This is a genomic window from Pseudomonas sp. Kh14 (assembly GCF_900291005.1).
GTDB lineage: Bacteria > Pseudomonadota > Gammaproteobacteria > Pseudomonadales > Pseudomonadaceae > Aquipseudomonas > Aquipseudomonas alloputida.
The window spans coordinates 1-26,796 of sequence record NZ_OLKJ01000036.1 but is presented as its reverse complement, the minus strand read 5'-3'; the positions used below and the strand labels follow the sequence as shown (position 1 = coordinate 26,796).

27 protein-coding genes are annotated in these 26,796 nt (G+C 63.4%); 24 read left to right on the top strand and 3 right to left on the bottom strand.

The window, feature by feature from the left end:
- Window positions 1-34: 34 nt before the first annotated feature.
- The 14 genes from flhA (at window position 35) to FQ668_RS20670 (ending at window position 14,273) form a co-directional block, all read left to right on the top strand.
- Window positions 35-2,164, top strand: a complete 2,130-nt coding sequence (gene flhA / locus FQ668_RS20740; protein WP_014590159.1) for a flagellar biosynthesis protein FlhA — start codon at window positions 35-37, stop codon at window positions 2,162-2,164.
- Between the two features lie 11 nt (window positions 2,165-2,175).
- Window positions 2,176-3,483 carry a flagellar biosynthesis protein FlhF gene (gene flhF, locus FQ668_RS20735; RefSeq protein WP_014590160.1) on the top strand — a complete coding sequence of 436 codons (1,308 nt, stop codon included), beginning with the start codon at window positions 2,176-2,178 and terminating at the stop codon, window positions 3,481-3,483.
- Between the two features lie 93 nt (window positions 3,484-3,576).
- Window positions 3,577-4,410: a flagellar synthesis regulator FleN gene (gene fleN / locus FQ668_RS20730; protein ID WP_003254408.1), complete on the top strand. Its 834-nt coding sequence runs from the start codon at window positions 3,577-3,579 to the stop codon at window positions 4,408-4,410.
- Complete coding sequence (fliA, locus tag FQ668_RS20725; protein WP_003254406.1) at window positions 4,407-5,147, top strand: RNA polymerase sigma factor FliA; 741 nt, start codon at window positions 4,407-4,409, stop codon at window positions 5,145-5,147. The genes fleN and fliA overlap by 4 nt, the downstream gene beginning before the upstream one ends.
- A gap of 107 nt (window positions 5,148-5,254) precedes the next feature.
- Window positions 5,255-5,629, top strand: coding sequence for a chemotaxis response regulator CheY (locus FQ668_RS20720; RefSeq protein ID WP_010955070.1), 375 nt, complete (start codon window positions 5,255-5,257; stop codon window positions 5,627-5,629).
- 22 nt (window positions 5,630-5,651) lie between these two features.
- Window positions 5,652-6,440 (top strand): protein phosphatase CheZ, encoded by a 789-nt coding sequence (locus FQ668_RS20715; RefSeq protein WP_014590161.1) that lies wholly within the window; start codon window positions 5,652-5,654, stop codon window positions 6,438-6,440.
- Between the two features lie 12 nt (window positions 6,441-6,452).
- Window positions 6,453-8,690: a chemotaxis protein CheA gene (locus FQ668_RS20710; RefSeq protein WP_144180629.1), complete on the top strand. Its 2,238-nt coding sequence runs from the start codon at window positions 6,453-6,455 to the stop codon at window positions 8,688-8,690.
- Between the two features lie 46 nt (window positions 8,691-8,736).
- Window positions 8,737-9,849, top strand: a complete 1,113-nt coding sequence (locus tag FQ668_RS20705; RefSeq protein ID WP_003254400.1) for a chemotaxis response regulator protein-glutamate methylesterase — start codon at window positions 8,737-8,739, stop codon at window positions 9,847-9,849.
- Window positions 9,849-10,589: a flagellar motor protein gene (locus FQ668_RS20700; RefSeq protein WP_014590163.1), complete on the top strand. Its 741-nt coding sequence runs from the start codon at window positions 9,849-9,851 to the stop codon at window positions 10,587-10,589. The genes FQ668_RS20705 and FQ668_RS20700 overlap by 1 nt, the downstream gene beginning before the upstream one ends.
- A gap of 3 nt (window positions 10,590-10,592) precedes the next feature.
- Window positions 10,593-11,450 (top strand): flagellar motor protein MotD, encoded by an 858-nt coding sequence (gene motD, locus FQ668_RS20695; RefSeq protein ID WP_012051647.1) that lies wholly within the window; start codon window positions 10,593-10,595, stop codon window positions 11,448-11,450.
- A gap of 223 nt (window positions 11,451-11,673) precedes the next feature.
- Complete coding sequence (locus tag FQ668_RS20685; RefSeq protein ID WP_010955064.1) at window positions 11,674-12,462, top strand: ParA family protein; 789 nt, start codon at window positions 11,674-11,676, stop codon at window positions 12,460-12,462.
- The gene (locus tag FQ668_RS20680; protein ID WP_144180627.1) at window positions 12,462-13,355 is read left to right on the top strand and encodes a CheW domain-containing protein; all 894 of its coding nucleotides are present in this window, start codon (window positions 12,462-12,464) and stop codon (window positions 13,353-13,355) included. The genes FQ668_RS20685 and FQ668_RS20680 overlap by 1 nt, the downstream gene beginning before the upstream one ends.
- Window positions 13,356-13,396: 41 nt before the next feature.
- Entirely contained in the window at window positions 13,397-13,876 is a 480-nt protein-coding gene (locus FQ668_RS20675) for a chemotaxis protein CheW (RefSeq protein ID WP_003254393.1), read from the top strand.
- Between the two features lies 1 nt (window position 13,877).
- On the top strand, window positions 13,878-14,273 hold the full coding sequence (locus FQ668_RS20670) for a DUF2802 domain-containing protein (RefSeq protein WP_010955062.1): 396 nt from the start codon (window positions 13,878-13,880) through the stop codon (window positions 14,271-14,273).
- Between the two features lie 107 nt (window positions 14,274-14,380).
- Here the strand turns inward: FQ668_RS20670 and FQ668_RS20665 are convergent, their stop codons facing one another.
- The 3 genes from FQ668_RS20665 to FQ668_RS20655 all read right to left on the bottom strand — a co-directional run bounded on the left by FQ668_RS20665 (window position 14,381) and on the right by FQ668_RS20655 (window position 19,051).
- Entirely contained in the window at window positions 14,381-17,092 is a 2,712-nt protein-coding gene (locus FQ668_RS20665) for a DUF6543 domain-containing protein (protein WP_144180625.1), read from the bottom strand.
- A 67-nt stretch (window positions 17,093-17,159) separates the two neighbouring features.
- A complete protein-coding gene (locus FQ668_RS20660; RefSeq protein WP_014590166.1) occupies window positions 17,160-17,498 on the bottom strand; it encodes an EscU/YscU/HrcU family type III secretion system export apparatus switch protein in 339 nt (112 codons plus the stop codon).
- Window positions 17,495-19,051: a flagellar hook-length control protein FliK gene (locus tag FQ668_RS20655; protein WP_014590167.1), complete on the bottom strand. Its 1,557-nt coding sequence runs from the start codon at window positions 19,049-19,051 to the stop codon at window positions 17,495-17,497. The genes FQ668_RS20660 and FQ668_RS20655 overlap by 4 nt, the downstream gene beginning before the upstream one ends.
- Before the next feature lie 204 nt (window positions 19,052-19,255).
- On the opposite strand from FQ668_RS20655, the gene ccmA reads away from it, so the two are divergent.
- From ccmA to FQ668_RS20605, 10 genes are read left to right on the top strand one after another with little or no spacing between them, the layout of a single operon-like run.
- Window positions 19,256-19,888 carry a cytochrome c biogenesis heme-transporting ATPase CcmA gene (gene ccmA, locus FQ668_RS20650; RefSeq protein ID WP_003254385.1) on the top strand — a complete coding sequence of 211 codons (633 nt, stop codon included), beginning with the start codon at window positions 19,256-19,258 and terminating at the stop codon, window positions 19,886-19,888.
- Window positions 19,885-20,553, top strand: coding sequence for a heme exporter protein CcmB (ccmB, locus tag FQ668_RS20645; RefSeq protein WP_012051653.1), 669 nt, complete (start codon window positions 19,885-19,887; stop codon window positions 20,551-20,553). Before ccmA ends, ccmB begins: the two co-directional genes overlap by 4 nt.
- A 46-nt stretch (window positions 20,554-20,599) precedes the next feature.
- Window positions 20,600-21,367: a heme ABC transporter permease gene (locus FQ668_RS20640; RefSeq protein WP_010955058.1), complete on the top strand. Its 768-nt coding sequence runs from the start codon at window positions 20,600-20,602 to the stop codon at window positions 21,365-21,367.
- Window positions 21,364-21,540: a heme exporter protein CcmD gene (gene ccmD / locus FQ668_RS20635; protein ID WP_003254380.1), complete on the top strand. Its 177-nt coding sequence runs from the start codon at window positions 21,364-21,366 to the stop codon at window positions 21,538-21,540. The genes FQ668_RS20640 and ccmD overlap by 4 nt, the downstream gene beginning before the upstream one ends.
- Window positions 21,537-21,992 (top strand): cytochrome c maturation protein CcmE, encoded by a 456-nt coding sequence (ccmE, locus tag FQ668_RS20630; RefSeq protein WP_014590169.1) that lies wholly within the window; start codon window positions 21,537-21,539, stop codon window positions 21,990-21,992. Before ccmD ends, ccmE begins: the two co-directional genes overlap by 4 nt.
- The gene (locus FQ668_RS20625; RefSeq protein ID WP_014590170.1) at window positions 21,989-23,977 is read left to right on the top strand and encodes a heme lyase CcmF/NrfE family subunit; all 1,989 of its coding nucleotides are present in this window, start codon (window positions 21,989-21,991) and stop codon (window positions 23,975-23,977) included. The genes ccmE and FQ668_RS20625 overlap by 4 nt, the downstream gene beginning before the upstream one ends.
- Window positions 23,974-24,510, top strand: coding sequence for a DsbE family thiol:disulfide interchange protein (locus FQ668_RS20620; RefSeq protein ID WP_014590171.1), 537 nt, complete (start codon window positions 23,974-23,976; stop codon window positions 24,508-24,510). Before FQ668_RS20625 ends, FQ668_RS20620 begins: the two co-directional genes overlap by 4 nt.
- A complete protein-coding gene (locus FQ668_RS20615) occupies window positions 24,507-24,983 on the top strand; it encodes a cytochrome c-type biogenesis protein (RefSeq protein ID WP_014590172.1) in 477 nt (158 codons plus the stop codon). Before FQ668_RS20620 ends, FQ668_RS20615 begins: the two co-directional genes overlap by 4 nt.
- Window positions 24,976-26,172: a c-type cytochrome biogenesis protein CcmI gene (ccmI, locus tag FQ668_RS20610; RefSeq protein WP_014590173.1), complete on the top strand. Its 1,197-nt coding sequence runs from the start codon at window positions 24,976-24,978 to the stop codon at window positions 26,170-26,172. The genes FQ668_RS20615 and ccmI overlap by 8 nt, the downstream gene beginning before the upstream one ends.
- Window positions 26,173-26,184: 12 nt before the next feature.
- Window positions 26,185-26,601 carry a hypothetical protein gene (locus tag FQ668_RS20605; protein WP_014590174.1) on the top strand — a complete coding sequence of 139 codons (417 nt, stop codon included), beginning with the start codon at window positions 26,185-26,187 and terminating at the stop codon, window positions 26,599-26,601.
- Window positions 26,602-26,796 lie beyond the last annotated feature (195 nt).

Below are 26,796 nucleotides of genomic sequence, written 5' to 3'. Positions count from 1 at the left end.
TGGGCGTCAAAGTTTTGCATCAAGAGGACTCGCGGTGGATCGCACTCAGTTAATCAGCAACGCCCGCAACAACCTGGCCGGGCTCGGCCGGGGCAACCTGGGTGTGCCGCTGTTGTTGCTGGTGATGTTGGCAATGATGATGTTGCCGATACCGCCGTTCCTGCTCGACGTGTTCTTCACCTTCAACATCGCCCTGTCGATCGTGGTGCTGCTGGTCTGTGTATACGCCTTGCGCCCGCTCGACTTTGCCGCGTTCCCGACCATCTTGCTGGTGGCCACGTTGTTGCGCCTGGCTCTGAACGTGGCGTCCACCCGTGTGGTCATGCTGCATGGCCAGGAGGGCCATGGCGCTGCCGGTAAAGTGATCCAGGCCTTCGGTGAAGTGGTGATCGGCGGTAACTACGTGGTCGGTGCCGTGGTGTTCGCCATCCTCATGATCATCAACTTCGTGGTGGTAACCAAGGGTGCCGGGCGTATCTCGGAAGTGAGTGCGCGTTTCACCCTCGACGCCATGCCTGGCAAGCAGATGGCCATCGACGCCGACCTCAATGCCGGCCTGATCGACCAGGCCCAGGCCAAGCATCGCCGTGCCGAGGTGGCGCAGGAGGCCGAGTTCTACGGTTCGATGGACGGTGCCAGCAAGTTCGTGCGCGGCGACGCCATCGCCGGCTTGCTGATCCTGTTCATCAACCTGATCGGCGGCATGCTCATCGGCATGCTGCAGCACAATATGTCGTTCAGCGAGGCCGGCAAGGTCTATGCCCTGCTGACCATCGGTGACGGTTTGGTGGCGCAATTGCCATCACTGCTGCTGTCCACCGCCGCCGCGATCATGGTGACCCGCGCGTCGGGTTCCGAGGACATGGGCAAGCTGATCAATCGGCAGATGTTCGATTCGCCCAAGGCCCTGGCGGTGTCTGGCGCGTTGATGATCGTCATGGGCCTGGTGCCGGGCATGCCGCACATTGCCTTCCTCAGCCTCGGCCTGATGGCTGCCGGCGGCGCCTACCTGGTGTGGAAGAAGCAGCAGCAGGCCAAGGTCAAAGCCCAGCAGGAGGCGCAGCGCCAGCAGGACCTGCTGCCCTCGCCTCAGCGCGCGCTGGAAACCAAGGAGCTGGGTTGGGACGACGTCACCCCCATCGACATGATCGGCCTGGAGGTCGGCTATCGGCTGATCCCGCTGGTCGACCGCAACCAGGGCGGCCAGCTGCTGGCGCGGATCAAGGGCGTGCGCAAGAAGCTGTCGCAGGACCTGGGTTTCCTGATGCCCACCGTGCACATTCGTGACAACCTCGACCTGCAACCCAGCGCGTACCGCCTGACCCTGATGGGGGTGATTCTGGCCGAGGCGGAGATCTATCCGGACCGCGAACTGGCGATCAACCCTGGGCAGGTGTTTGGCACCCTCAACGGTATTGCCGCGCGCGACCCGGCGTTTGGCCTGGAGGCGGTGTGGATCGACGTCGGCCAGCGCTCACAGGCGCAGTCGCTGGGTTACACCGTGGTCGATGCCAGCACCGTGGTGGCCACCCACCTCAACCAGATCCTGCAGAAGCACTGCCACGAGCTGATCGGCCACGAAGAGGTTCAGCAACTGCTGCAGGTGCTGGCCAAGGCATCGCCTAAACTTGCAGAAGAGCTGGTCCCGGGTGTCATTTCCTTGTCGGGGCTGCTCAAGGTGCTGCAAGCCCTGTTGTCGGAACAGGTGCCAGTGCGCGATATTCGCAGTATTGCCGAGGCCATCGCGAACAACGCAGGCAAGAGTCAAGATACCGCCGCGTTGGTGGCGGTGGTGCGCGTCGGATTGTGTCGCGCCATCGTGCAAAGCATTGTCGGCGTTGAGTCGGAGCTACCAGTGATTACCCTGGAGCCAAGGTTGGAACAGATTTTGCTGAATAGTCTGCAAAGGGCTGGGCAGGGTCAGGAAGACGGTGTTCTTCTGGAACCTAGCATGGCCGAGAAGCTGCAACGTTCGCTGATCGAGGCGGCCCAGCGCCAGGAAATGCAGGGTCAGCCGGCCATTCTGCTGGTCGCCGGCCCGATCCGCGCCATGTTGTCGCGTTTCGGTCGCCTGGCTGTACCGAATTTGCATGTTCTGGCGTATCAGGAAATACCTGACAACAAGCAAGTCACCATCGTTGCCACCGTGGGCCCTAACGGCTGAGGTAGGGGATAATGCAAGTTAAGCGATTTTTCGCCGCCGATATGCGTCAGGCCATGAAACTGGTCCGTGACGAGCTGGGCGCCGATGCCGCGATCATCGGCAACCGCCGCATTGCCGGTGGTGTCGAGCTGACGGCCGCGCTGGACTACAAGCTGTCCGCCCTGGCCCCGCGTGTGCCCAACGCCGAGCTGGAAGAAGAGCTGCGCAAGACCCATACGCGCATTGCCACTGCCCAGGCCGAGCTTGACCAGCGTCAGGACAGCAGCGACAACAACCGCCAATTGTTCGCCGGGCAATCTTTGACCGCTGCCGAACCGTTGATCGAGCCGCACGTCGAGGCCCCGGAGGCCGCGGCCGTACCGGCTGCTGCGCCGGTTGACCCACGCCTGTTCGATGCCATGCGCTCCGAGCTGTCGGGCCTGCGCGAGCTGCTGGAAGTGCAACTCGGTTCGCTGGCCTGGAATCAGCTGCAGGGCAGCAAGCCGCAGCAGGCCAACCTTTGGCGCCGCCTCCAACGTATTGGCCTGTCCGGGCCCATCGCCCGCGAGCTGCTGGACCTGACCGCCGAGATCGAAGAGCCGCGCCAGGCCTGGCGCATGCTGCTGGCTCACTTGGCACGGATGATCGAAGTGCCTGAAATCGAGCCGATCGAAGAGGGCGGGGTGATCGCCATGGTCGGCCCGGCGGGCATGGGCAAGACTACCACCCTGGCCAAGCTGGCCGCGCGCTACGTGCTCAAGTACGGCGCGCAGAACCTGGCGTTGGTGAGCATGGACAGCTTCCGTATTGGCGCCCAGGAGCAGCTCAAGACCCTGGGCCGCATCCTCAACGTGCCGGTGACTTACGTCGACCCGGGCCAGTCGCTGGCAGCAGCGCTGGAACCACTGCTGCGCAAGCGCGTGGTGCTGATCGATACTGCCGGCCTGCAAGCCAGCGACCCTGCGCTGCGCATGCAACTGGAAACCTTGGCCGGGCGTGGCATTGCCGCGAAGAACTACCTGGTGCTGGCCACCACCAGCCAGAAGCAGGTGCTGACCGCCGCCTACCACAGCTACAAGCGCTGTGGCCTGGCCGGCTGCATCCTGACCAAACTCGATGAAACGGCGAGCCTTGGCGATGTGCTGAGCCTTGCCATCAGTCATGAACTGCCAGTGGCCTATCTTACCGATGGCCCACGCATTCCTGACGACCTGCACCTGCCGCGGGGCCACCAGTTGGTCACGCGGGCGGTGAATGTGCAGCAGCAGGATGAGCCCAGCGAAGAGGCCATGGCCGACATGTTCGCTGATCTCTATCACAACCCACGGCGAGCGGGTTGACCATGAAGCGTGTGCAAAGTCGCTATGCCAAGGGGCACGCAGAATTGCCCTACGTGTGGCCTGAGTCCCAGCGAGACAAGGTAAAGAACAGACATGGGTAGCATGCATCCCGTACAGGTGATCGCCGTGACCGGTGGCAAAGGTGGCGTCGGCAAGACTAACGTTTCAGTGAACTTGTCCCTGGCGCTGGCCGAGCTTGGCCGCAGGGTCATGCTGCTGGACGCCGACCTGGGCCTGGCCAATGTCGACGTGTTGCTGGGCCTTACCCCCAAACGTACCCTCGCCGATGTGATTGAAGGGCGTTGCGAGCTGCGTGACGTGATGCTGCAGGGCCCCGGCGGTGTGCGTATCGTACCGGCAGCCTCGGGCACCCAGAGCATGGTGCATCTGGCCCCGGCCCAGCATGCCGGGTTGATCCAGGCGTTCAGCGAGATCGGCGACAACCTCGATGTGTTGGTGATCGATACCGCTGCGGGTATCGGTGACTCGGTGGTCAGCTTCGTTCGCGCCGCCCAGGAAGTGCTGCTGGTGGTGTGTGATGAACCTACCTCGATTACCGACGCGTACGCGTTGATCAAGCTGCTCAATCGCGACTATGGCATGAACCGTTTCCGTGTGTTGGCCAACATGGCGCAGAGCCCGCAGGAAGGGCGCAACCTGTTTGCCAAGCTGACCAAGGTCACCGACCGCTTCCTTGACGTTGCCCTGCAGTACGTGGGTGCCGTGCCGTACGACGAGTGCGTGCGCAAGGCGGTGCAGAAGCAGCGTGCCGTCTACGAAGCCTTCCCTCGCTCCAAGTGCGCGCTGGCCTTCAAGGCGATTGCCCAGAAGGTCGACAGCTGGCCGCTGCCGGCCAATCCGCGCGGCCATCTGGAGTTCTTTGTCGAGCGCTTGGTGCAACCCACCAGCGCGGGACCCGTACTATGAACGCCAGCGGCTTCAAGATGTACAGCCGGGCGGCGAAGGACGCCCAGTACGAGCTGATCGAACGCTACGCCCCGCTGGTCAAGCGCATCGCCTACCACCTGTTGGCGCGCTTGCCGGCCAACGTGCAGGTCGAGGACCTGATCCAGGCCGGCATGATCGGCCTGCTGGAAGTGGCCAACAAATACGACGCCAGCAAGGGCGCCAGCTTTGAGACCTACGCCGGCATCCGCATCCGCGGGGCCATGCTGGACGAAGTGCGCAAAGGCGATTGGGCACCGCGTTCGGTACACCGCAACACCCGTATGGTCAGTGATGCCATGCGTGCAGTTGAGGCCAGAACAGGCCGTGACGCTAAAGATCATGAAGTTGCTGCCGAACTCCAATTGAGTCTCGATGATTACTACGGGATCTTGAACGATACGCTGGGCAGCCGCCTGTTCAGCTTCGACGACCTGTTGCAGGACGGCGAGCACGAAGGGCTGCATGAGGATGGCGCCAGTGGCCAGGTCGAACCTGCGCGCGGCCTGGAGGAGGAGCGCTTCCAGGCTGCCCTGACCGAGGCTATCGCCAACCTGCCGGAGCGTGAGCGCCTGGTGCTGGCGCTGTACTACGACGAAGAGCTGAACCTCAAGGAAATCGGTGAGGTGCTGGGTGTCAGCGAGTCGCGGGTCAGCCAGTTGCACAGCCAATGTGCCGCGCGCCTGCGCAGCCGCCTGGGGGAATGGCGGGCACGTTGAGCCCACTGTCGTTGCAGTCGTTTTCCACGTTGTACCGAATTGAATGAGTGCGTGCTCGGTAGGCCGAGCGCGTTTGAGACTGCTTGGAGGTCTAATTGGACAAGAACATGAAAATCCTCATCGTTGACGATTTTTCGACGATGCGGCGGATCATCAAGAACCTGTTGCGTGACCTGGGGTTCACCAACACCGATGAAGCCGATGACGGCACCACGGCGTTGCCGATGCTGGAAAACGGCCACTACGATTTCCTGGTGACCGACTGGAACATGCCGGGCATGTCCGGCATCGACCTGCTGCGTAAAGTGCGTGCCAGCGACAAGCTGAAAAGCATGCCGGTCTTGATGGTGACCGCCGAAGCCAAGCGCGACCAGATCATTGAAGCGGCCCAGGCCGGGGTCAATGGTTACGTGGTCAAGCCGTTCACCGCTCAGGTGCTCAAAGAGAAGATCGAGAAGATCTTCGAACGCGTCAACGGCTGAGTCACGTCAGGGGGGGCGCGTCATGGATTCATCACAAACGTCTTTGGGCGAGTTCGAGTCGACCCTGAAGAAGCATGCCCAGGAGTTGGTCGAAAGCCTGGAGCGGGGCCGTTTCGGCGAGGCGGTGCAGTTGATTCACGAACTGAACCAGACCCGCGACCGCGGCCTGTACCAGGAAGTCGGCAAGCTGACTCGCGAGCTGCACAGTGCCATCGTCAGTTTCCAGATCGACCCCACCATGCCGCAGGCAGAAGAGGTGTCGCAGATTACCGACGCCACCGAGCGCCTGTCGTATGTGGTCAAGCTCACCGAGGGCGCGGCCAACCGCACCATGGACTTGGTCGAGGAAAGCACGCCGGTGCTCAATGAGCTGGCCAGCGAGGCCAAGGCCCTGAGCACCGACTGGCAGCGCTTCATGCGCCGCGAAGTGGCTGCGCCGGAATTTCGTGATCTGGTCAAGCGAGTCGACAGTTTCCTGACGCACAGCGCCGAGGGTAACCGCAAGGTTTCCGGGCACCTCAATGATATTTTGCTGGCCCAGGACTATCAGGACCTGACCGGCCAGGTGATCAAGCGCGTCACCACACTGGTGACCGAGGTGGAAAGCAACCTGCTCAAGCTGGTGCTGATGGCCAGCCAGGTCGACCGCTTTGCCGGTATAAAACATGACCACGATCAATTGCGTGCAGAAAAAGATCGAGAAAAACATCCGACTCGGGGTGAAGGTCCGCAGATTCATGCCGATAAGCGTGAAGACGTCGTGTCCGGTCAGGACGATGTCGATGATCTGCTGTCCAGCCTTGGTTTTTAAGGAGCACGTTTGATGAGCTTCGGCGCCGATGAAGAAATCCTCCAGGATTTCCTGGTAGAAGCCGGCGAAATTCTTGAGCAATTGTCCGAGCAACTGGTCGAGCTGGAAAGCCGACCTGACGATGCCGACCTGCTCAATGCGATCTTTCGCGGTTTCCACACTGTAAAAGGGGGCGCCGGCTTCCTTCAGCTGAACGAGCTGGTGGAGTGCTGCCATATCGCCGAGAACGTGTTCGACGTCCTGCGCAAAGGTGAGCGCCGGGTCGATGCGGAACTGATGGATGTGGTGCTTGAGGCACTGGATACGGTCAACAGCATGTTCGGCCAGGTGCGCGAGCGTGCCGAAGTGACACCGGCCACCCCCGCACTGCTGACAGCGCTGTCGCGCCTGGCCGAACCTGGCGCAGCCGAAGCTGTTGCAGCACCGGCGCCGGTTGCCGACGCGGCGGTTGCGGCTCCGGCCGAGGCCGAGGAGCAGCACCAGGACATCACTGACAGCGAGTTCGAGCAGTTGCTCGATTCGCTGGATGCGGTCAAGGCGCAAGCGGCGGCCGACGAGCAGATGCAGGGCGAGACTGTCAGCGGTGCTGGTGATGAAATCACCGACGCCGAGTTCGAATCACTGCTCGACCAGTTGCACGGCAAGGGCCAGTTCAATGCCGAGGTCGCCGCGCCGCCGGTTGCCGTCAGCAGCGAAGCGGTCAGTGATGAGATCACCGACGCCGAATTCGAATCGCTGCTCGACCAGTTGCATGGCAAGGGCACCTTCCAGGCTGGCGCCTTGCCAGCCGCCCAGGCACCAGCACCTGCCGCGCCAGACAACAGCGCCACCAGCGATGAAATCAGCGAGCATGAGTTCGAAGCCCTGCTGGACCAGTTGCACGGCAAGGGCAAGTTCGGTGGCGATGTTGCCGCTGTAGAAGCCCCGGCTGCTGTCCAGGCGCAAGCGCCGGCTGCCGCCAAGGCCGAAAGCCAGCCGGTGGCCAAGCCCGCTGCCGCGCCAGCGCCTTCGCCGGCCAGCAAACCTGCCGCGGCGCCTCGCGCGCCGGCCCCGGCCGCCGAAAAGCATGCCGCCAGCGAAGCGGAAACCACGGTACGCGTCGATACCGCGCGCCTGGACGAGATCATGAACATGGTCGGTGAACTGGTGCTGGTGCGTAACCGCCTGGTGCGCCTGGGCCTGAACAGCGGCGACGAGGCCATGTCCAAGGCCGTGTCCAACCTTGACGTGGTCACCGCCGACCTGCAGACCGCGGTGATGAAAACCCGTATGCAGCCGATCAAGAAGGTCTTCGGCCGCTTCCCGCGCCTGGTCCGCGACCTGGCGCGCCAGTTGAAGAAAGAGATCAATCTGGAGCTGGTCGGCGAAGAGACCGACCTTGACAAGAACCTCGTAGAAGCCTTGGCCGACCCGCTGGTGCACTTGGTGCGCAATGCGGTCGACCACGGTATCGAGATGCCCGACGAGCGTGAAGCGTCTGGCAAGGCGCGTACCGGCCGCGTAGTGCTGTCGGCTGAACAGGAAGGCGACCACATCCTGCTGTCGATCTCGGACGACGGCAAGGGCATGGACCCGAACATCCTGCGCGCCAAGGCCGTGGAAAAGGGCCTGATGGACAAGGACGCCGCGGAGCGCCTGAGCGAGTCGGACTGCTACAACCTGATCTTCGCTCCGGGCTTTTCGACCAAGACCGAGATTTCCGATGTGTCCGGGCGTGGCGTGGGCATGGACGTGGTGAAAACCAAGATCTCCCAGCTCAACGGCTCGATCAACATTTTCTCGGCCAAGGGCCAAGGCTCCAAGATCGTCATCAAGGTGCCGCTGACCCTGGCGATCATGCCCACCCTGATGGTGATGCTGGGCAACCAGGCGTTTGCCTTCCCGCTGGTCAACGTCAACGAGATCTTCCACCTCGACCTGTCGCGCACCAACGTGGTGGACGGCCAGGAAGTGGTGATCGTGCGCGACAAGGCGCTGCCGCTGTTCTACCTCAAGCGCTGGCTGGTCCAGGGCCAGGTGCACGAAGAGCAGCACGAGGGCCACGTGGTGATTCTGTCGGTCGGCACCCAGCGCATCGGTTTTGTCGTTGACCAGCTGGTGGGCCAGGAAGAAGTGGTCATCAAGCCGCTGGGCAAGATGCTGCAAGGCACCCCGGGCATGTCCGGGGCCACCATTACCGGCGACGGTCGCATCGCGTTGATTCTCGACGTCCCGAGCATGCTCAAGCGTTACGCCGCGCGGCGTATTTGATTTCGGTGGCGCGCCCTGGCGGGTTGCGCCGCCTAATGGAGTGTTTATGGCAGTCAAGGTCCTGGTGGTGGATGATTCTGGTTTCTTCCGCCGCCGTGTCTCGGAAATCCTCTCGGCGGATCCAACGATCCAGGTAGTGGGTACCGCGACCAACGGCAAGGAAGCAATCGACCAGGCGCTGGCGCTCAAGCCCGATGTGATCACCATGGACTACGAAATGCCCATGATGGATGGCATTACCGCCGTGCGGCACATCATGCAGCGCTGCCCGACGCCCGTGTTGATGTTTTCGTCGCTGACCCATGAAGGCGCCCGTGTCACCCTCGACGCGCTGGATGCCGGCGCTGTGGACTACCTGCCGAAAAACTTCGAGGACATCTCGCGCAACCCTGACAAGGTCAAGCAGTTGCTGTGCGAGAAGGTGCACACCATTTCGCGCAGCAACCGCAGGATCGGCAGCTATGCCAGAACGGCGCCGGTCGCCGCGCCAGCGCCCGCCAGCACTTTCGCCAGCCAGGCGCAGACGCGCCCGGCAGCGCCTGCCCGTGCAGCGGCCCCGACACCGGCGGCCTCGCAGTCGCCGGCACCCAAGCGCAAACCCTACAAACTGGTGGCCATCGGTACCTCCACGGGGGGGCCGGTGGCGCTGCAGCGGGTACTGACCCAGCTGCCGGCCAATTTCCCGGCGCCGATCGTGTTGATCCAGCACATGCCGGCGGCGTTCACCAAAGCTTTTGCCGAACGCCTGGACAAGCTGTGCCGCATCAGCGTCAAGGAAGCCGAAGACGGCGACATGCTGCGCCCGGGCCTGGCCCTGCTGGCTCCCGGTGGCAAGCAGATGATGATCGATGGCCGTGGCACGGTGAAGATCCTGCCGGGCGACGAGCGCCTGAACTACAAGCCGTGCGTGGACATCACCTTCGGTTCGGCGGCCAAGTCGTATGGTGACAAGGTGTTGTCGGTGGTGCTCACCGGCATGGGCGCCGATGGCCGCGAGGGCGCACGCCTGCTCAAGCAGGGGGGCAGCACGGTGTGGGCCCAGGATGAAGCCAGCTGCGTGATTTATGGCATGCCCATGGCCATCGTCAAGGCCAACCTGGCGGATGCCGTGTACAGCCTGGACGAAATCGGCAAGCACCTGGTGGAGGCGTGCGTCTGATGGACGTCCTCAGCCTGATCGGTCTGATCCTGGCTTTCGTTGCCATCGTTGGTGGCAACTTCCTTGAAGGCGGTCATGTCGGTGCACTGGTCAATGGTCCGGCGGCTCTGATCGTGCTGGGAGGCACCCTGGCGGCGGCGTTGTTGCAGTCGCCGCTGTCGTCGTTCAAGCGCGCCTTGCAGATTTTGCGTTGGATCCTGTTTCCTCCGCGGGTTGATCTGGCGGGCGGCATCGACCGCGTGGTGAACTGGAGCCTGACCGCTCGCAAAGAAGGCCTGCTGGGCCTGGAAGGGGTAGCGGACAGCGAGCCCGACCCCTATGCGCGCAAGGGCCTGCAACTGCTGGTGGATGGCGCCGAGCCGGAAGCCATCCGCAGCATCCTCGAGGTCGACCTCCTTACCCAGGAGGGCCGTGACATCCAGGCAGCCAAGGTATTCGAAAGCATGGGCGGCTATGCGCCGACCATCGGCATCATCGGTGCGGTCATGGGCCTTATCCATGTGATGGGCAATCTGGCCGACCCGTCGCAACTGGGCAATGGCATTGCCGTGGCTTTTGTCGCCACCATTTACGGTGTGGCCAGTGCCAACCTTGTGCTATTGCCGGTCGCCAGCAAGCTCAAGGCTATCGTCATGCGCCAGTCGCGCTACCGCGAAATGCTGCTCGAAGGCCTGCTGTCGATTGCCGAAGGTGAAAACCCGCGCTCGATCGAGCTGAAGCTGCAAGGCTTCATGGAGTAACCCATGCGTCGCCGTCGTCATACCGAGGAACACGAAAACCACGAGCGCTGGCTGGTGTCGTACGCCGACTTCATCACGTTGCTGTTCGCCTTCTTCGTGGTGATGTATTCCATTTCCTCGATCAACGAGGGTAAGTACAAGGTTATTTCCCAGGCGTTGCTCGGGGTATTCAACGACCCCGAGCGCAGTATGAAGCCGATCCCGATTGGCGATGAGCAGCCGCTGAGCGTGCGCCCGGCCGAACCGCTGGTCAAAGACAGCGAGCAGACTGAAGCGGGCCTGGCGGCGACCAATGTCGACCCCTTGAAAACCATCAGCGATGACGTGCGCGATGCCTTCGGTGACCTGATCAACAGCGACCAGATGACTGTGCGCGGCAACGAGCTGTGGGTCGAGATCGAGCTCAACTCATCGCTGCTGTTTGGCAGCGGTGATGCGATGCCCAGTGACAAGGCGTTTGCGATCATCGAGAAGGTGGCCAACATTCTCAAGCCGTTCGCCAACCCGGTACACGTCGAAGGCTTCACCGACAACCTGCCGATCCGCACCGCGCAGTACCCCACCAACTGGGAGTTGTCCTCGGCGCGCGCGGCCAGCATCGTGCGCCTGCTGGCCATGGAGGGCGTCAACCCGGCACGCATGGCTTCGGTGGGCTACGGCGAATACCAGCCGGTGGCCAGCAACGATACCGCCGAAGGGCGCGCACGCAACCGCCGGGTTGTGCTGGTGATTTCCCGTAACCTGGAAGTGCGCCGCAGCCTGACAGGCTCGGGCAGTGCCAATGCCACACCGGATGCCGCATTGCGCCGGGCTGGCACACAAAGTGCACCGGCAATACAAGCAACGGTAGCGAGGCCGTGATACGTCAATTCCCCGTCGCCGATACGAACACGATTTTGAATGTGCCGCCGCCCCCTGTGGGAGCGGGCATGCCCGCGAAGCCAGCGACTCGGTGAATGGCACCGGCTACGCCGGTGTTCGCGGGCTTGCCCGCTCCCACAGAGGGGAGTGCGAGCTTTGAAGTTTTGCGCATGACGGTTGTTTCTACAGTGTCCCTGCCAAATCAATAGATAGAGTTTGCTTGATGAGAGTCTGGGCAGTAGCCAATCAAAAAGGTGGTGTCGGCAAGACCACCACTACCATTGCCCTGGCCGGCCTGCTGGCCGAGGCCGGCAAGCGCGTGGTCGTCGTCGACCTCGACCCGCACGGCTCGATGACCAGCTACTTCGGGCACAACCCGGATGCCCTGGAGCACAGCTGCTACGACCTGTTCCTGCACAAGGGCACGGTGCCCGAAGGCTTGCCCGGGCAACTGCTGCTGCCCACCAGCGATGAGCGCATTTCGCTGTTGCCGTCGAGTACCGCGCTGGCGGTGCTGGAGCGCCAGTCGCCAGGGCAGAATGGCCTGGGCCTGGTAATCGCCAAGAGTCTGGCGCAGCTGTGGCAGGATTTCGACTATGCCCTGATCGACAGCCCACCCTTGCTGGGTGTGCTTATGGTCAATGCCCTGGCCGCCAGCCAGCAGCTGGTGATCCCGGTGCAAACCGAATTCCTTGCGGTGAAGGGCCTGGAGCGCATGGTCGGCACCCTGGCCATGGTCAACCGTTCGCGCAAGCAGGCGCTGCCGTACCAGATCGTGCCGACCCTGTTCGACCGTCGTACCCAGGCGTCGCTGGGCACCCTCAAGCTGCTGCGTGACACCTATGGGCAACATGTGTGGCAGGGCTACATACCGGTGGATACGCGCCTGCGCGATGCCAGTCGCAAGGGCGTCACGCCTTCGCAGTTCGACAGCAAGAGCCGTGGGTTGATCGCCTACAGGGCGCTGCTCAAGCACCTGCTCACCTACAAGAACGCAGTGCAGGTGGCCTGATGACTCAAACCCGGCAAACCAGCACCCGGCCCCAGATGGCACTGCAATCGTACCTGGACGGCTTGCTGCAGGAGGCCACCGAGGCCGAAGACCTGAGCGAGCAGCCGGCAGTGGCGGATGAGTTCGCCGAGGCGGTGCGCGAGGAGCAGGCTCGCGATGCCCGGCAGCCAGCCCGGCCAGAGCCCGCCGAAGCCGCCGCCAGCTTTGCCCCGCGGCCGTTCGCCGAACCCCGGCTGGCGGTACTGCCCAGCGTGATGCCGGTGGAAGCCCCGGTGGTGACGGTGGTCGAGCAGGAGATCGTGGCCGAAGCCAGCATCCCGGTACTGATCGAAGAACAAACGGTGGAACCGGCTGTGCCGCTGGTCGATTTGCATCTGCCGGCACCCAACCTGCCCGTGCCCCCGGCCACTGTCGACGGTCGTCCGGTGTGGGCGGCCGAGCCGTTCGAATGCCTGCTGTTCGACGTTGCCGGCCTGACCCTGGCGGTGCCGTTGGTGTGCCTGGGCTCGATCTACACCCTGGCTGGCCAGGAGCTGACGCCACTGTTCGGCCAGCCCGACTGGTTCCTCGGCATCCTGAGCTGCCAGGCCGGCAACCTGAAGGTGCTGGACACTGCGCGTTGGGTAATGCCCGACCGCTACCGCGATGATTTTCGCCAGGGCCTGCAATACGTGATTTCGGTGCAGGGCTACGAATGGGGGCTGGCGGTGCATCAGGTCAGCCGCTCGCTGCGCCTGGACCCGTCGGAGATCAAGTGGCGCAGCCAGCGTGGCCAGCGCCCGTGGCTGGCCGGCACCGTAATCGAACACATGTGCGCACTGCTCGACGTCGCCGCACTGGCCGAGCTGATCGCCAGCGGTGCGGTCAAGCAGATGCACGCCAAACAGAAATGACACAGAACATACCGCCAACGGCGGATTTTGAGGGTAGGGGAATGAAAAAGTCGTCTGCACAAGGTTCCGAAGATCCGATCCTGCAGTGGGTTACCTTCCGTCTGGACAACGAGTCCTACGGCATCAATGTGATGCAGGTGCAGGAAGTCCTGCGCTACACCGAGATTGCCCCGGTGCCGGGTGCGCCGAGCTACGTGCTGGGCATCATCAACTTGCGCGGCAACGTGGTGACGGTGATCGACACGCGTCAGCGTTTTGGCCTGATGCCGACCGAAGTGACCGACAACACCCGTATCGTCATCATCGAAGCCGACAAGCAAGTGGTCGGCATTCTGGTCGACAGCGTGGCCGAAGTGGTTTACCTGCGCCAGTCCGAAATCGAGACCGCGCCGAACGTGGGTAACGAAGAGTCGGCCAAGTTCATTCAGGGCGTGTGCAACAAGAATGGCGAACTGCTGATCCTGGTCGAACTGGACAAGATGATGACCGAGGAAGAGTGGTCCGAGCTGGAGAACATCTGAGTTGATCCTAGAGGTTGCTGTCATCTTCCTGGCGCTGGCCTGGGCGCTGAGCCTGTGGTTTTTCCTCAACTACAGCAAGCGCCAGCGCGAGCTGGCTGCGCAGCAGGCCGAGGGCGATGCGCTGCGTGACCAGCGCATCAAGGACTTGGCCAAGCGTCTGGATGACTACCAGAACGGCACGGTGCGCATGGGTGAGGCCATCCATGAGCTGCGTGCGGCGGTGGCCACCCTGCCGGACCGGCTGGAGCGCCTCGAGCAGCGCGACCCCAGCAACGTTACCTTCAGCCAGGCGGCCAAGCTGGTGGGGATGGGGGCGAGTATCGATGAGTTGACCCAGAGCTGCGGCCTGACCCAGGCCGAGGCGGAGTTGATGAGCAAGGTGTACCGGGCTCCTTGACGGGGGTACCCTCGGCAGCAGGTACGTCGCCTGGGAAATCGAGCGGCGCCCATGCGTCGCCCGATCTGAAAGGTGTCGGCAGGCCCGTTCAGTACCCGCAGCTCATTTCAATTGCGAACCCAGGAGTGATTGCCGCCCACGCCGGCGAACCGGTTCAGGGGCAGCAGTTGCTTCAGGGCTGTATTGGCTTGCGAAGGGTTGATGAATGGATAGGTGTTGACGCGTGGCATGGTGTGCAGGTTGATGATCTGGCGCAGGGTCCGCAACCCGGGTAGATGGCGATCGACCACTTCGGTGAGCAGTGCCGGCCCGGTGAGGTAGCTGAGCGTGTTGGCATAGCGGTAGAAACCGCTCGGGTCCTGTTCCAGGCTCGGTCGGCTTTCGTAGAAGTCTGCATGGGTCTGGAAACGTGCGAGCATTTCATCGGAGATCGCATCCAGCAGTGGGTTGCCTGGGTGGCTACCAATGAGGCTGGTGTTGTACAGGCAATTCATGCTCATTTTCTCGTTGGACATCGGCGGTGGCAGCAGCAGCCCATCGGGTGGGGTGCGCAGCTCGACCTGATCGATCGTTTCGCCCTTGCCGTCCGGCAGCAGGAAGTCGTCCACGTCCATGTACAGCCCACCCTCATGGTGCAGCATCCGGTAGCGCAGCACATCGGTCGCAGACGCGTAATTGGTGGCGATGCCACCGTTGCCATCCAGCGCTGCCTCGTACTGCGCGTAATAGCGGCTCTGGCGGAAGGCCCGGAAGAAGCCTTGCTCTTCAAGTGGCAATACCTGCAGCCCTGGCGCCCGGGCTGCCAATAGCCTTGCGTTCTGTTCGTAGGCGGTAGGCGAAGCCTTCGACAGAAACAGGCGCATGCTGTATTCACTGTCGCTCAGGCGCGCGGCGTTGGCGGCAAGGTTGGCCAGCAATGGCTCGCTTATGACTTTGTCGCCGACCCAGAGGCTGGAGATAAGTTTGGGGATGGGGGCGCTGTCCGGGGCCGGTGTCGGAATGGTGACTGGTAGTGGCAGGTCGACACCCAGCGCGCGCAAGGTGCGGGTGCGCATGGCGTCGGTGACTGGGCGCGGCCTGTCGAGCGCTACAAGGTCACGGCTGCCAGGCACTGCGATGTAGGCTTGCGGCTCGACCTCGTTGACGGTTTCCTTGATGATGAAAGCGTCGTGCTCCAGGTCATAGACCACGCGTGCATTGTAGGTTTCGATGCTGCATTCCAGGTCGTCCAGTTCGCCATCGTAGTGTGGCAAGCGTATCACCGCGCCGGCAACAGCCGGGTCGCCTTCGTCAAGCGGTGTAATCGGCTCGTGGTGGTGGAAGTACTCCGCGCCTTCTGGCTCTGGAAGCCGCGGTGGGCTGGTCGGGCTTAGCGGATAGCCGAGCTGCTCGTTGACCTCGCGCGGCATGACAAAACCATCGCTTTTGAACTCGAACAGGGCCTTGATGCCTGCGGTGCCCTCCGTTGCCAGCGGTACGGCGTTGAACAACCCCCAGGCGATGTCGCCCACCCCGTCCTGTTTGGCTTTCAGGCTGTGGCCGTTGATCACCTGATCCAGGCCCAAGCCCAACTGGGCAATGCCGCCGAGCGCCAGTAGTGGCGCGAGCCCCGGCACCACCAGACAAAGTGGCGCTAGCAGGTTGAGCGTGTTGGCGAGGTAGCCACGCCATTTGGCTTTGGTAACCTGGCTATCGGTGGTGATGACAAAATCGGCGTCGTCGTAGCTGCGCTGGCGCTGGCGCTCGGTCAGGGCTGCGAACATATCCCCGGTCAGTTTGGGGTTGTATTTGCCAGGTTTGTAGTTCACGTAGGTTCTGGGGGGCCAGACGCCATCATCGTTGAAATAACCATGTTCGGGCGGCAGCCGGTGCCGGTTTGGATAATCGCCAAGGCCCTCGAGCGCGGTGTCCAGGCCGCTGAAATCGAGGCCCTGAGGTCGGTCGGCGAGCCTGAAGTGTTGTTTGAGTGCCTCGCGTCGGGCGGGGTCTTTGCACTGATCGCCCACCCAGTCCTTGAGCAGGTTCTCGCTGGCGAATTCGAGCAAGGGCGAGCTGTTACCTGGCATGTACAGCAGGGTCAGATCGCTGTGGGGGGCATTGATGTACAGCAGGTCGGTGGCCGCGTAGCCATAGATGCTCAGCGTGCTCACCCGTATCTTGAAGCGCTGTGGCATCATGCCGGCGGCTTGCCATGCCAGCTCCCTGGCGGCATCGCTAAGGCGCCCCTGACTGACCTGGGCGTTGCAGGCGGCGATGAAATTGAGCTTGCTGGCCAGGCGGTGATTGCCTTGGTGTTGCTGCCAGTACGTGTCGAGCATGGCTTTGAACGGCCCGTGAAAATCCAGCGCTTCTATGAACCGCTGGAAAGCTTCAGCCGGTACCTGAACATGGGTCGAAGCATCGTAACGGGCAGGGGACGATCGCTGGAACAGGCCGTTGTACACTTCGAAGGCTGCGCCCTGATGGCCAAAGCCCAGCGCTGGCAGGCGATCGACCAGCTTCAAGGGCCCTTGGGGAAAGGTGCCTGCCCAGGGGTTGGCGAACAGCGCGCCGATGAGGTTGTTATCGGACTCCCCTTGCCAGTTGCCCAGCAGCGCCTGGGTCATGCTCTGGGTCTGCTGGACCGCTGCCACATACCCTTGATCATCCGGCCGGTAGTGCAGGGTGACCACATCGACGCGATCGGGGTCGATATGCACACCTTGCCCGGCAAGCCACTGCCGGATCAAGCGACTGGCTTCGCGGTCCGGGCGTGGGATGTTGGCCAGATGGTCTACTACGAACTGCACGCCTTTGGCGTTGATTCTGCTGTCGATCATGACGGTACACCTTGTACGTGGGAGGTCGACAAGGTTGGGCGCATGGAGGGGGAGGGGTGGTAGATATTTACTGGCCAGTGCCGGGCAGCGGGGGCAATGGTGGGGTGATATCGCGTTCTGCCGGGCGCGGATCATCGAAGCCGGCGGGTACCTTGCCGCGCAGGTGCCAGGCGAAGGCGATGATCTCGGCAATGGTCAGATACAGCGCCTCGGGTATTTGATCGCCCAGCTCCAGCCGCGCCAGCAGGCGCACCAGCTCGGCGTTTTCGTAGATCGGCACTTCGTGTTCGCGGGCGAGCGCAAGGATTGCCTCGGCCAGCTCCTCGTCGCCCTTGGCGGTGAGAGTCGGTGCTTGATGGCCGTCGTAGTTCAGCGCTATGGCTTGGCGTGGCGTCGTGTCGTTCATGCGGTTTCGTCCACCCAGCGTTGTTCCATCCGTGTGCGTGGCCCCTGCGGCGGGATGCCCGGGTGGCACTCCAGGTCGCCGACTTCCAGGCCCCGGGCCAGCAGGCGCGCGCGCAGCGCGCCAAGCTGGGTGTCGATCAACCGCGCGGTCTGCTCGCGCTCCGCCCATAGCTGCCCGCTCAGGCGGCCCTCGCTCAGTTGTGCCTGCACTTGCATGGGGCCGAGCGGGGACAGGTCGAAGGCCAGCTCGATGCGCCACAGGGCTTGGCGAGGGTCTTGGGCTTCATGTTGGCGGTCGGCCTGTTGTTGTGGGGTTTCTTCGCGCTGCAGTTTGACTTGCAGCGGGATGAAGTCCTGGCCGTGGCGGATCGGCACTTCGGTTTGCCAGGTGGTCTGCAGGTTGCCGTTTTCCAGCGTGCCGGTTTGTTGCAGGCTGCTCATGGCGTGGCTCTGCAAGCGTGAGACGGCAGCAGCAGCCAGGCGCAGCAACTGTTGCAGGTCGCCTTCGTCCTCCAGGGCCTTGAGCAGGCGCGACGGTAATGGGAACGCGCCCGGCTGCGGCTTGGGGCTGACCCGCTCAAGCATGCCCAGTGCGCTGCGCGCCAAAGCCGGCATGGTCACGGCCAGGCTGGCGGGGTTGAGATTGGCAGGGCTTGCCGGGAGGGCAGGGGCCTGGGCCATCAGCCGCAGCAAATGCGCCTTGAGGTCGGTGGCGACGCTGGCGGTGGACCCGCTCAGCAGCTTCGCTTCGAGAAAGCTGCCGCTGTTGTTCAGGGCCTGGGCCACTGCCTTGGCGTCGCCCAGTTGTCGGGCATCCGGCAGCCCGGCCAGCAGGCGTTCGGCGCTGGCGCGCAGGTCGCCATCGACGCCGGGGTCGCGGGTGAGCTGTTGCAGGGCGTTGAGCAGGCCGGGCAGCGAGGCTTGGCGGTTCTGCTGGGTCAGCAGCTGTTGGGCAATGCTGAGTTGGTCCTGCCTGCCGCTGAGCGGCACGAAGCGCAATGACTGATCACCCTGCACCAGGGCGCTGAGCAGGCTGCCAATGGCCAGCGGGCGCGGGCTGTCGATGCTCAGTGTGGCACCGGCCTGATTGCTGTTGAGCAGGCTGACCAGCGCCCGGTACACGGCCGGTTGGCCGGGTGCCTGGGCCAGCAGCTGGTTGGTCAGGACCTTGCCTTGCAGCAAGGTGCCGACCGGCACCTTGCTGGTGTCCAGCTGGGTGAGGGTGGCGACCTGGCTGGCGCTGGCCTGTTGCAGCATGATCGCCAGGCGATTGCTTTCGGTCTGGCTGACGGTGATCTGGCTGCCTTGTGGCAGCGGCTGGCTGGCGTTGGCCTGAAGCTGGGTCTGGACGCCGTTGGCCTGCATCAGCCGTAGCACCAGCTGAAAGTCCTGGCCCGTCTGGCGCAATGATAAAACCTCGGCTTGCGCGGTTTCGCCGGGGGCCAGCAGCCCAGGCTGCGCCTGGATCAGGCGCAGCAGATCGCCGGTCATGCCCGCCTTCATGGCTTGGCTGTTGATCGCGGTTTGTGCGCCGAGACTATTGATTTCAGTCATGATTGTATACAACCTGTCGAGCCCGGCCTCTTGGCAGCGCGGCGGCGCGTGTAATAATGCCGCGCGCCCGTGGTTGCCAGTATAACGGCAGCGCGCGGGGCGACTTGAGACACAAGGGTTTTGGAGCGGTGTTGGCTGCTTCGCGGGTGAACCCGCGAAACAGGCGACGCCGCTCCAAAGCCCTACTAAAGATAAGGCGAAACCGTGACCCTTCACCTCCAAGCCGCAGGCCTGGCCTGCGAGCGCGACTGGCGCCTGCTGTTCGAGCAGCTCGATTTCGAGCTGGGCGCCGGCGACATGCTGCAGATCAGTGGCCCCAACGGCAGTGGCAAGACCAGCCTGTTGCGCCTGCTGGCCGGGCTGATGCAGCCGACGGCCGGGCAGATTCTGCTGGGTGGCAAGCCCCTGGCCGAACAGCGACATGCCCTGGCCAGCGCCCTGCTGTGGATTGGCCACGCCGCCGGCATCAAGGACTTGCTAACTGCCGAGGAGAATCTCACCTGGCTGTGCGCCCTGCACCAGCCGGCCAGCCGCGAGGCGATCTGGGCGGCGCTGGAGGCTGTCGGCCTGCGCGGTTTCGAAGATGTCCCCTGCCATACGCTGTCGGCCGGTCAGCAGCGCCGTGTGGCGCTGGCCCGGCTGCACCTGGCTTGCCCGCCGCTATGGATTCTCGACGAGCCGTTCACCGCGCTCGACAAGCAAGGCGTGGCGCAGCTTGAAGCGCACCTGGCAGCCCACTGCGAGCAGGGCGGCACGGTGGTGCTGACGACTCACCACACACTGGAACGCAAGCCCTCCGGTTACCGAGAACTGAACCTGGGGCAATGGGCTGCATGAGCGTATTCATTTTGTTGCTGCGCCGCGAAGCGCGCCTGCTGTTCCGTCGCCCGGCCGAACTGGCCAACCCGTTGGTGTTCTTCGCCATCGTCGTGGCCATGTTCCCGCTGGCGGTCGGCCCGGAAAGCCAATTGTTGCAAACCTTGTCGCCGGGCCTGGTCTGGGTGGCGGCGTTGCTGGCCGTGTTGTTGTCGCTGGACGGCCTGTTCCGCAGCGATTTCGAAGACGGCTCGCTGGAGCAATGGGTGCTGTCGCCGCACCCACTGGCGTTGCTGGTGCTGGCCAAGGTGCTGGCGCACTGGATCTTTTCCGGGCTGGCGCTGGTATTGTTGGCGCCACTGCTGGCACTGATGCTGGGGCTGCCAAGCCATTGCCTGCCGGTGCTACTCGGTTCGCTGCTGCTGGGTACGCCGGTATTGAGCTTGCTGGGCGCGGTAGGTGCGGCGCTGACAGTCGGCCTCAAACGCGGAGGTTTGTTACTGGCGTTGCTGATTCTGCCGTTGTATATCCCTGTATTGATCCTGGGCAGTGGTGCGTTGCAAGCGGCGTTGCAAAATATGCCGGCAACCGGCCATCTGCTCTGGCTCGCCAGCCTGACGGCCCTGGCCGTTACCCTGGCACCCTTTGCGATAGCGGCCGGCCTGAAGATCAGCGTCGGCGAATAACGAGTCCCGGGCTCTCAAGCCCGGCAAATACCCTGGATGTACCCTGATGAAAATAAGCTGGACGTGGTTCCACAAGCTGGGCTCCCCGAAATGGTTCTATGCCATCAGCGGCCGCATGCTGCCGTGGCTGGCCGGTGCTGCCGTGCTCCTGCTGCTGGTCGGCATCACCTGGGGCCTGGCCTTCGCCCCCCAGGACTACCAGCAGGGCAACAGCTTCCGCATCATCTATATCCATGTGCCGGCGGCGATGCTGGCGCAGTCCTGCTATGTGTTGCTGGCGGTGGCCGGGGTGGTGGGGCTGGTGTGGAAGATGAAACTGGCCGACGTCGCCCTGCAGTGTGCCGCGCCCATTGGCGCCTGGATGACCGCCGTGGCGCTGGTTACCGGCGCCATCTGGGGCAAGCCGACCTGGGGCAGCTGGTGGGTGTGGGATGCCCGCCTTACGTCCATGCTCATCCTGCTGTTCCTGTACTTCGGCATTATTGCGCTGGGCCAGGCGATCAGTAATCGTGACAGTGCAGCCAAGGCCTGTGCGGTGCTTGCGATTGTCGGTGTGGTGAATATCCCGATCATCAAGTATTCGGTGGAGTGGTGGAACACCCTGCACCAGGGGGCCACCTTCACCCTTACCGAAAAGCCGGCGATGCCGGCCGAAATGTGGCTGCCGCTGTTGTGCACGGCGCTGGGTTTCTACTGTTTCTTCGGCGCCGTACTGCTGCTGCGCATGCGCCTTGAAGTGCTCAAGCGCGAAGCACGCGCCAGTTGGGTCAGGGACGAAGTATTGAACAGCCTGGGGCGGAGGGCCGCACAATGAGCTTTGCCACCTTCGGTGACTTTCTCGCCATGGGCCACCATGGCCTGTACGTGTGGTCGGCCTATGGCATCTGCCTGGCGGTGCTGGCGCTGAATGTCGGTGCGCCACTGCTGGCTCGTCGTCGCTATTTGCAAGAAGAGGCGCGCCGTTTGCGCCGGGAGAACAACCAGTGAATCCGCAGCGCAAGAAACGCCTGTTGCTCATCGTCGGCCTGCTGGTCGGCGTCGGGGTTGCCGTCGGCTTTGCCTTGAGCGCATTGCAGCAGAACATCAACCTGTTCTATACACCGACCCAGATCGCCAACGGCGAAGCCCCGCTGGACACGCGCATCCGCGCCGGCGGCATGGTCGAGAAAGGCTCGGTGCAGCGCTCGGCCGACTCGCTGGACGTGCGTTTCGTGGTAACCGACTTCAACAAGTCGGTACCCATCACCTACCGCGGCATCCTTCCCGATCTGTTCCGCGAAGGGCAGGGTATCGTCGCCCTTGGCAAGCTCAACACCGAAGGTGTGGTGGTAGCCGATGAGGTGCTGGCCAAGCACGACGAGAAATACATGCCGCCCGAAGTCACCAAGGCCCTGAAGGAAAGCGGCCAGGCCGCTACCGGCGGAGAGACGAAGCCATGAACGCAGCACTGGTAGTCCCCGAACTGGGCCAGTTGGCGATGATTCTGGCCATCTGCTTTGCCGTCGTGCAGGCCAGTGTGCCGCTGCTTGGCGCGTGGCGTGGCGACAGCCTGTGGATGAGCCTGGCGCGGCCGGCAGCCTGGGGGCAGTTCGCCTTCCTGGCGTTTGCCTTTGCCTGCCTGACCCATGCCTTCATGACAGACAATTTCTCGGTCGCCTATGTCGCCAGCAACTCCAACAGCGCCTTGCCCTGGTACTACAAGTTCAGTGCGGTGTGGGGCGCCCATGAGGGGTCGTTGCTGCTTTGGGCGCTGATCCTCGGCGGCTGGACCTTTGCCGTGTCGGTGTTCTCCCGGCAGTTGCCGCAGGTGATGCTGGCCCGCGTGCTGGCGGTAATGGGCATGATCAGCGTGGGCTTCCTGAGCTTCCTGATCATTACTTCCAACCCATTCCAGCGCCTGCTGCCGCAGGTGCCGACCGATGGCCGTGACCTCAACCCGCTGTTGCAGGACTTTGGCCTGATCGTGCATCCGCCGATGCTGTACATGGGCTACGTGGGCTTCTCGGTGGCCTTCGCTTTCGCCATCGCCGCCTTGCTCGGCGGCCGGCTGGACGCTGCCTGGGCGCGCTGGTCGCGGCCGTGGACCATCGTCGCCTGGGCTTTCCTGGGTGTTGGTATCACCTTGGGTTCGTGGTGGGCCTACTACGAACTGGGCTGGGGTGGCTGGTGGTTCTGGGACCCGGTGGAAAACGCCTCGTTCATGCCTTGGCTGGTGGGCACCGCACTGATCCACTCGCTGGCGGTGACCGAGAAGCGCGGGGTGTTCAAGAGCTGGACCGTGCTGCTGGCAATTGCCGCATTCTCGCTCAGCCTGCTGGGTACCTTCCTGGTGCGTTCCGGGGTGCTGACCTCGGTGCACGCGTTTGCCGCCGACCCTTCGCGTGGCATTTTCATCCTGTTTTTCCTGCTGTTCGTGGTTGGCGGGTCGCTCACCCTGTTCGCCCTGCGCGCACCGGTGGTCAAGAGCCAGGTCGGTTTCGCCCTGTGGTCGCGTGAAACGCTGCTGCTGGCCAACAACCTGGTGCTGGTGGTCGCGGCTTCGATGATTCTGCTCGGTACCCTGTACCCATTGGTGCTCGATGCCCTGACCGGGGCCAAGCTGTCGGTCGGCCCGCCCTACTTCGACGCCTTGTTCCTGCCGCTGATGGCGCTGCTGATGGTGGTGCTGAGCGTGGGCGTGGTGGTGCGCTGGAAGGACACCCCGGGCAAATGGCTGGCCAGCATGATGACCCCGGTATTGATCGGCAGTGCCATCCTTGCCCCGGTTGCCGGCTTTATCGTCGACGACTTCGACTGGCCGACGCTGACGGCCTTCGCCCTGGCCGCCTGGGTAGTGCTTGGCGGGCTGCGTGACATTCTCGACAAGACCCGCCACAAGGGCCTGGTCAAAGGCCTGCCGGGCCTGGGCCGCAGCTACTGGGGCATGCAACTGGCGCACCTGGGCCTGGCGGTGTGTGCGCTGGGCGTGGTGCTGTCCAGCAACAACAGCGCCGAGCGCGACCTGCGCATGGCGCCGGGCGAAAGCGTGGAGCTGGGTGGCTACCACTTCCTGTTCCAGGGCGCCAAGCACTTCGAGGGGCCGAACTTCATCTCTGACAAGGGCACCATCGTGGTCAGCCGCGATGGCCGTGAAGTGACCACACTTTACCCGGAGAAGCGCCTGTACACCGTGCAGCAGTCGATGATGACCGAAGCAGGTATCGACGCCGGCTTTACCCGCGACCTGTACGTTGCGCTTGGCGAGCCACTGGAGAATGGCGCCTGGGCTGTGCGCGTACATATAAAGCCTTACGTCCGCTGGATCTGGCTGGGCGGTCTGCTGACCGGCCTGGGCGGGTTGCTGGCGGCCCTCGACCGGCGCTACCGCGTCAAGGTCAAGACCCGGGTGCGTGATGTCCTGGGCGTGTCTGGAGCAGCTGCATGAAGCGTTGGATCATGGTAGTGCCCCTTGCAGTGTTCCTGCTGGTGGCGGTGTTCCTCTACAAGGGGCTTTTCCTCAAGCCCGACGAGCTGCCTTCGGCAATGATCGGCAAACCGTTCCCGGCGTTTTCCCTGGCTTCGACACAGGGGGACCGCACCCTGACTCAGGCTGACTTGCAGGGGCGTCCGGCACTGGTCAACGTGTGGGCCACCTGGTGCCCGTCGTGCAAGGTCGAGCACCCGTACCTGAACCAGCTGGCACAGCAGGGGGTGGTGATCCATGGGGTCAACTACAAGGATGACAACGCCGCCGCGCAGAAGTGGTTGGCCGAGTTCCACAACCCCTATCAGCTGGATATTCGTGACGAACAGGGCAGTCTGGGCCTGGACCTTGGGGTGTATGGGGCGCCGGAAACCTTCCTGATCGATGCCAAGGGCATCATCCGCTACAAGCACGTAGGCATCGTCGATGCCACGGTCTGGCGTGAACAGCTGGCGCCGTTGTACCAGGGCCTGATCGACGAGGCCAAGCCATGAGGCGCTGGCTGGCAGCTGCGGTGTTGGGCATGAGCCTGGCCGGTGTGGCCAAGGCGGCTATCGACACCTATCAGTTTCGCGACGAGGCAGAGCGCGAGCGTTACCAACAGTTGACCAAGGAACTGCGCTGCCCCAAGTGCCAGAACCAGGATATTGCCGACTCCAACGCGCCGATTGCTGCCGATCTGCGCCGGGAAATCTTCCGCATGCTCGGCGAAGGCCAGAGCAACCAGCAGATCATCGACTTCATGGTCGACCGCTATGGCGACTTTGTGCGCTACAAGCCGGCGCTCAGCGGGCGTACCTGGCTGCTGTGGTTTGGCCCGGGGATCTTGCTGGCCGGTGGCTTCGTGGTGCTGGCGGTGATCGTACGCCGGCGCCGTGCTACGGCCGCGCAAGGCGCCGATGAGTTGTCTGCCGAAGAACGCGAGCGTCTCGCCAAACTGCTGGAAAAAGAACAGACCCATGATTGAATTCTGGCTTAGTGCGGGCCTTCTGCTGCTCGCTGCCCTCAGCTTTTTGCTGCTCCCGATCCTGCGTGGCCGCCGTCGCCAGCAGGAAGAAGACCGCACGGCCTTGAACGTGGCCCTTTACCAGGAACGTGTCGCCGAACTGGCGGCCCAGCAAGCCGCCGGTGTGCTTGATGAGGCGCAGATGGCCAAGGGCCGGGACGAGGCTGCCCGCGAGCTGCTGGCCGATACCGAAGGCGCCGAGGCCCCGCGCCAGGGGCATTTGGGCAAGGCCCTGCCGCTGCTGGCTGCGGTACTGGTGCCGCTGATGGCGCTGGGGCTATACCTGCATTTTGGTGCGGCGGACAAGGTGGCGCTGACCCAGGAGTTTGCCGAGGCACCCAAGTCGATGGAAGAAATGACTACGCGCCTTGAGCGCGTGGTGCAGGCCCAGCCGGATTCGGCCGAGGCCATGTATTTCCTTGGTCGGGCCTACATGGCCGAGCAGCGCCCGGCCGATGCCGCGCGTACGTTCGAACGGGCCGTGGCCTTGGCTGGCCGCCAGCCCGAGCTGCTGGGGCAGTGGGCCCAGGCCCAGTACTTTGCCGCCAACAAGCAATGGAGCCCGCAATTGCAGGCGCTGACTGACGAAGCGCTGAAGGCGGACCCCAACGAGGTGACCAGCCTGGGCCTGCGTGGTATTGCCGCGTTTGAAGGTGAGCGTTATCAGGAAGCCATCGACTACTGGAAGCGCTTGCTGGCGCAGTTGCCAGAAGGTGATGCATCGAGAGCGGCGTTGCAGGGGGGGATCGACCGTGCCGCCGAGCGCCTGGGGGGCGCGTCAGTGCAGGCTACCGAGCCTGCACCTGTGGCGGCTCGCCTGAAAGTGCGGGTGGAACTGGCGGCTGCCTTGAAGGACAAGGTCCAGCCGGACGACACGGTGTTTATCTTCGCTCGCGCCAGCAATGGCCCGCCGATGCCGCTGGCGGCCAAGCGGGTGACCGTGGCGCAGTTGCCGATCGAGGTGGAGTTGTCTGATGCTGATGCGATGATGCCGCAGATGAAACTGTCGCAGTATGCCGAAGTCCAACTGGTTGCACGTGTTTCACGCGCGGGTCAGCCTACCCAGGGTGAGTGGATTGGCCAGGGTGCTCCGTTGTCTAGCGCCACCCAGGCTACCCAGCACCTGACCATCGACACTCCAGACCAGTAAGAGAGCAATGCCATGCACAGCACCGTCCGCCTGACCCTGATTACCCTGGCCCTGGGTTTGTCTGCGTGTACGGTGCATGAGCCGTACGAGCAGCCCGCGCCACCGATCGAGCGTGTGCCGCCGTCGGGGCCGGTGGTCAAGCCCTTGCCGGGCAGGCAGCCTGCCACGCAGCCGAGCAAGCCGGCGGCGATACCCAAGCCCATGCCGCGCACCTCGGCCAGCTTTGCGCCACCGCCTGGCGGGGCAAGCCACTGGGACCCCAAGCTGGGTGTATATGTGTTGGAGAAGCAGCCCAATACCTTCTACCGGCAGCGTACCTACTATCGGTTCGATAACGGCTGGAGCTGGTCGTTGAGCCCGAATGGGCCTTGGCAGGAAACTGACAGCAGTGGTGTACCCGGTGGGTTGGGGCGGGCGTTCGCGCAGTAACGCTGTTTCTGTATCTGCTGCTTCTGCTTCTGCTTCTGCTTCTGCTTTTGCTTGTAAGCGCGCGGTAGTTCAGGCGACGCAGATTGCGACTTCAGGAGGCCGAGCGCAGGGCTTGCGAAGGGAGGTGACGGGCATGGATGCCCGTCAAGCGCTGAGGCCCCATGGATGGGGCCTGCAGCGCGTACTCCCGGGAGC

What these genes read in the sequence shown, in the direction of transcription:
- flhF (WP_014590160.1), top strand. Translation starts at nt 2,176, where the DNA reads ATGCAAGTTAAGCGATTTTTCGCCGCCGATATGCGTCAGGCCATGAAA.
- FQ668_RS20655 (WP_014590167.1), bottom strand. Translation starts at nt 19,051, where the DNA reads ATGACTGAAATCAATAGTCTCGGCGCACAAACCGCGATCAACAGCCAA.
- FQ668_RS20665 (WP_144180625.1), bottom strand. Translation starts at nt 17,092, where the DNA reads ATGATCGACAGCAGAATCAACGCCAAAGGCGTGCAGTTCGTAGTAGAC.
- fleN (WP_003254408.1), top strand. Translation starts at nt 3,577, where the DNA reads ATGGGTAGCATGCATCCCGTACAGGTGATCGCCGTGACCGGTGGCAAA.
- FQ668_RS20640 (WP_010955058.1), top strand. Translation starts at nt 20,600, where the DNA reads ATGAAAATAAGCTGGACGTGGTTCCACAAGCTGGGCTCCCCGAAATGG.
- FQ668_RS20715 (WP_014590161.1), top strand. Translation starts at nt 5,652, where the DNA reads ATGGATTCATCACAAACGTCTTTGGGCGAGTTCGAGTCGACCCTGAAG.
- FQ668_RS20720 (WP_010955070.1), top strand. Translation starts at nt 5,255, where the DNA reads ATGAAAATCCTCATCGTTGACGATTTTTCGACGATGCGGCGGATCATC.
- FQ668_RS20675 (WP_003254393.1), top strand. Translation starts at nt 13,397, where the DNA reads ATGAAAAAGTCGTCTGCACAAGGTTCCGAAGATCCGATCCTGCAGTGG.
- FQ668_RS20685 (WP_010955064.1), top strand. Translation starts at nt 11,674, where the DNA reads ATGAGAGTCTGGGCAGTAGCCAATCAAAAAGGTGGTGTCGGCAAGACC.
- FQ668_RS20660 (WP_014590166.1), bottom strand. Translation starts at nt 17,498, where the DNA reads ATGAACGACACGACGCCACGCCAAGCCATAGCGCTGAACTACGACGGC.
- ccmD (WP_003254380.1), top strand. Translation starts at nt 21,364, where the DNA reads ATGAGCTTTGCCACCTTCGGTGACTTTCTCGCCATGGGCCACCATGGC.
- FQ668_RS20710 (WP_144180629.1), top strand. Translation starts at nt 6,453, where the DNA reads ATGAGCTTCGGCGCCGATGAAGAAATCCTCCAGGATTTCCTGGTAGAA.
- FQ668_RS20620 (WP_014590171.1), top strand. Translation starts at nt 23,974, where the DNA reads ATGAAGCGTTGGATCATGGTAGTGCCCCTTGCAGTGTTCCTGCTGGTG.
- fliA (WP_003254406.1), top strand. Translation starts at nt 4,407, where the DNA reads ATGAACGCCAGCGGCTTCAAGATGTACAGCCGGGCGGCGAAGGACGCC.
- FQ668_RS20705 (WP_003254400.1), top strand. Translation starts at nt 8,737, where the DNA reads ATGGCAGTCAAGGTCCTGGTGGTGGATGATTCTGGTTTCTTCCGCCGC.
- FQ668_RS20625 (WP_014590170.1), top strand. Translation starts at nt 21,989, where the DNA reads ATGAACGCAGCACTGGTAGTCCCCGAACTGGGCCAGTTGGCGATGATT.
- ccmB (WP_012051653.1), top strand. Translation starts at nt 19,885, where the DNA reads ATGAGCGTATTCATTTTGTTGCTGCGCCGCGAAGCGCGCCTGCTGTTC.
- FQ668_RS20680 (WP_144180627.1), top strand. Translation starts at nt 12,462, where the DNA reads ATGACTCAAACCCGGCAAACCAGCACCCGGCCCCAGATGGCACTGCAA.
- ccmI (WP_014590173.1), top strand. Translation starts at nt 24,976, where the DNA reads ATGATTGAATTCTGGCTTAGTGCGGGCCTTCTGCTGCTCGCTGCCCTC.
- FQ668_RS20615 (WP_014590172.1), top strand. Translation starts at nt 24,507, where the DNA reads ATGAGGCGCTGGCTGGCAGCTGCGGTGTTGGGCATGAGCCTGGCCGGT.
- FQ668_RS20605 (WP_014590174.1), top strand. Translation starts at nt 26,185, where the DNA reads ATGCACAGCACCGTCCGCCTGACCCTGATTACCCTGGCCCTGGGTTTG.
- motD (WP_012051647.1), top strand. Translation starts at nt 10,593, where the DNA reads ATGCGTCGCCGTCGTCATACCGAGGAACACGAAAACCACGAGCGCTGG.
- FQ668_RS20700 (WP_014590163.1), top strand. Translation starts at nt 9,849, where the DNA reads ATGGACGTCCTCAGCCTGATCGGTCTGATCCTGGCTTTCGTTGCCATC.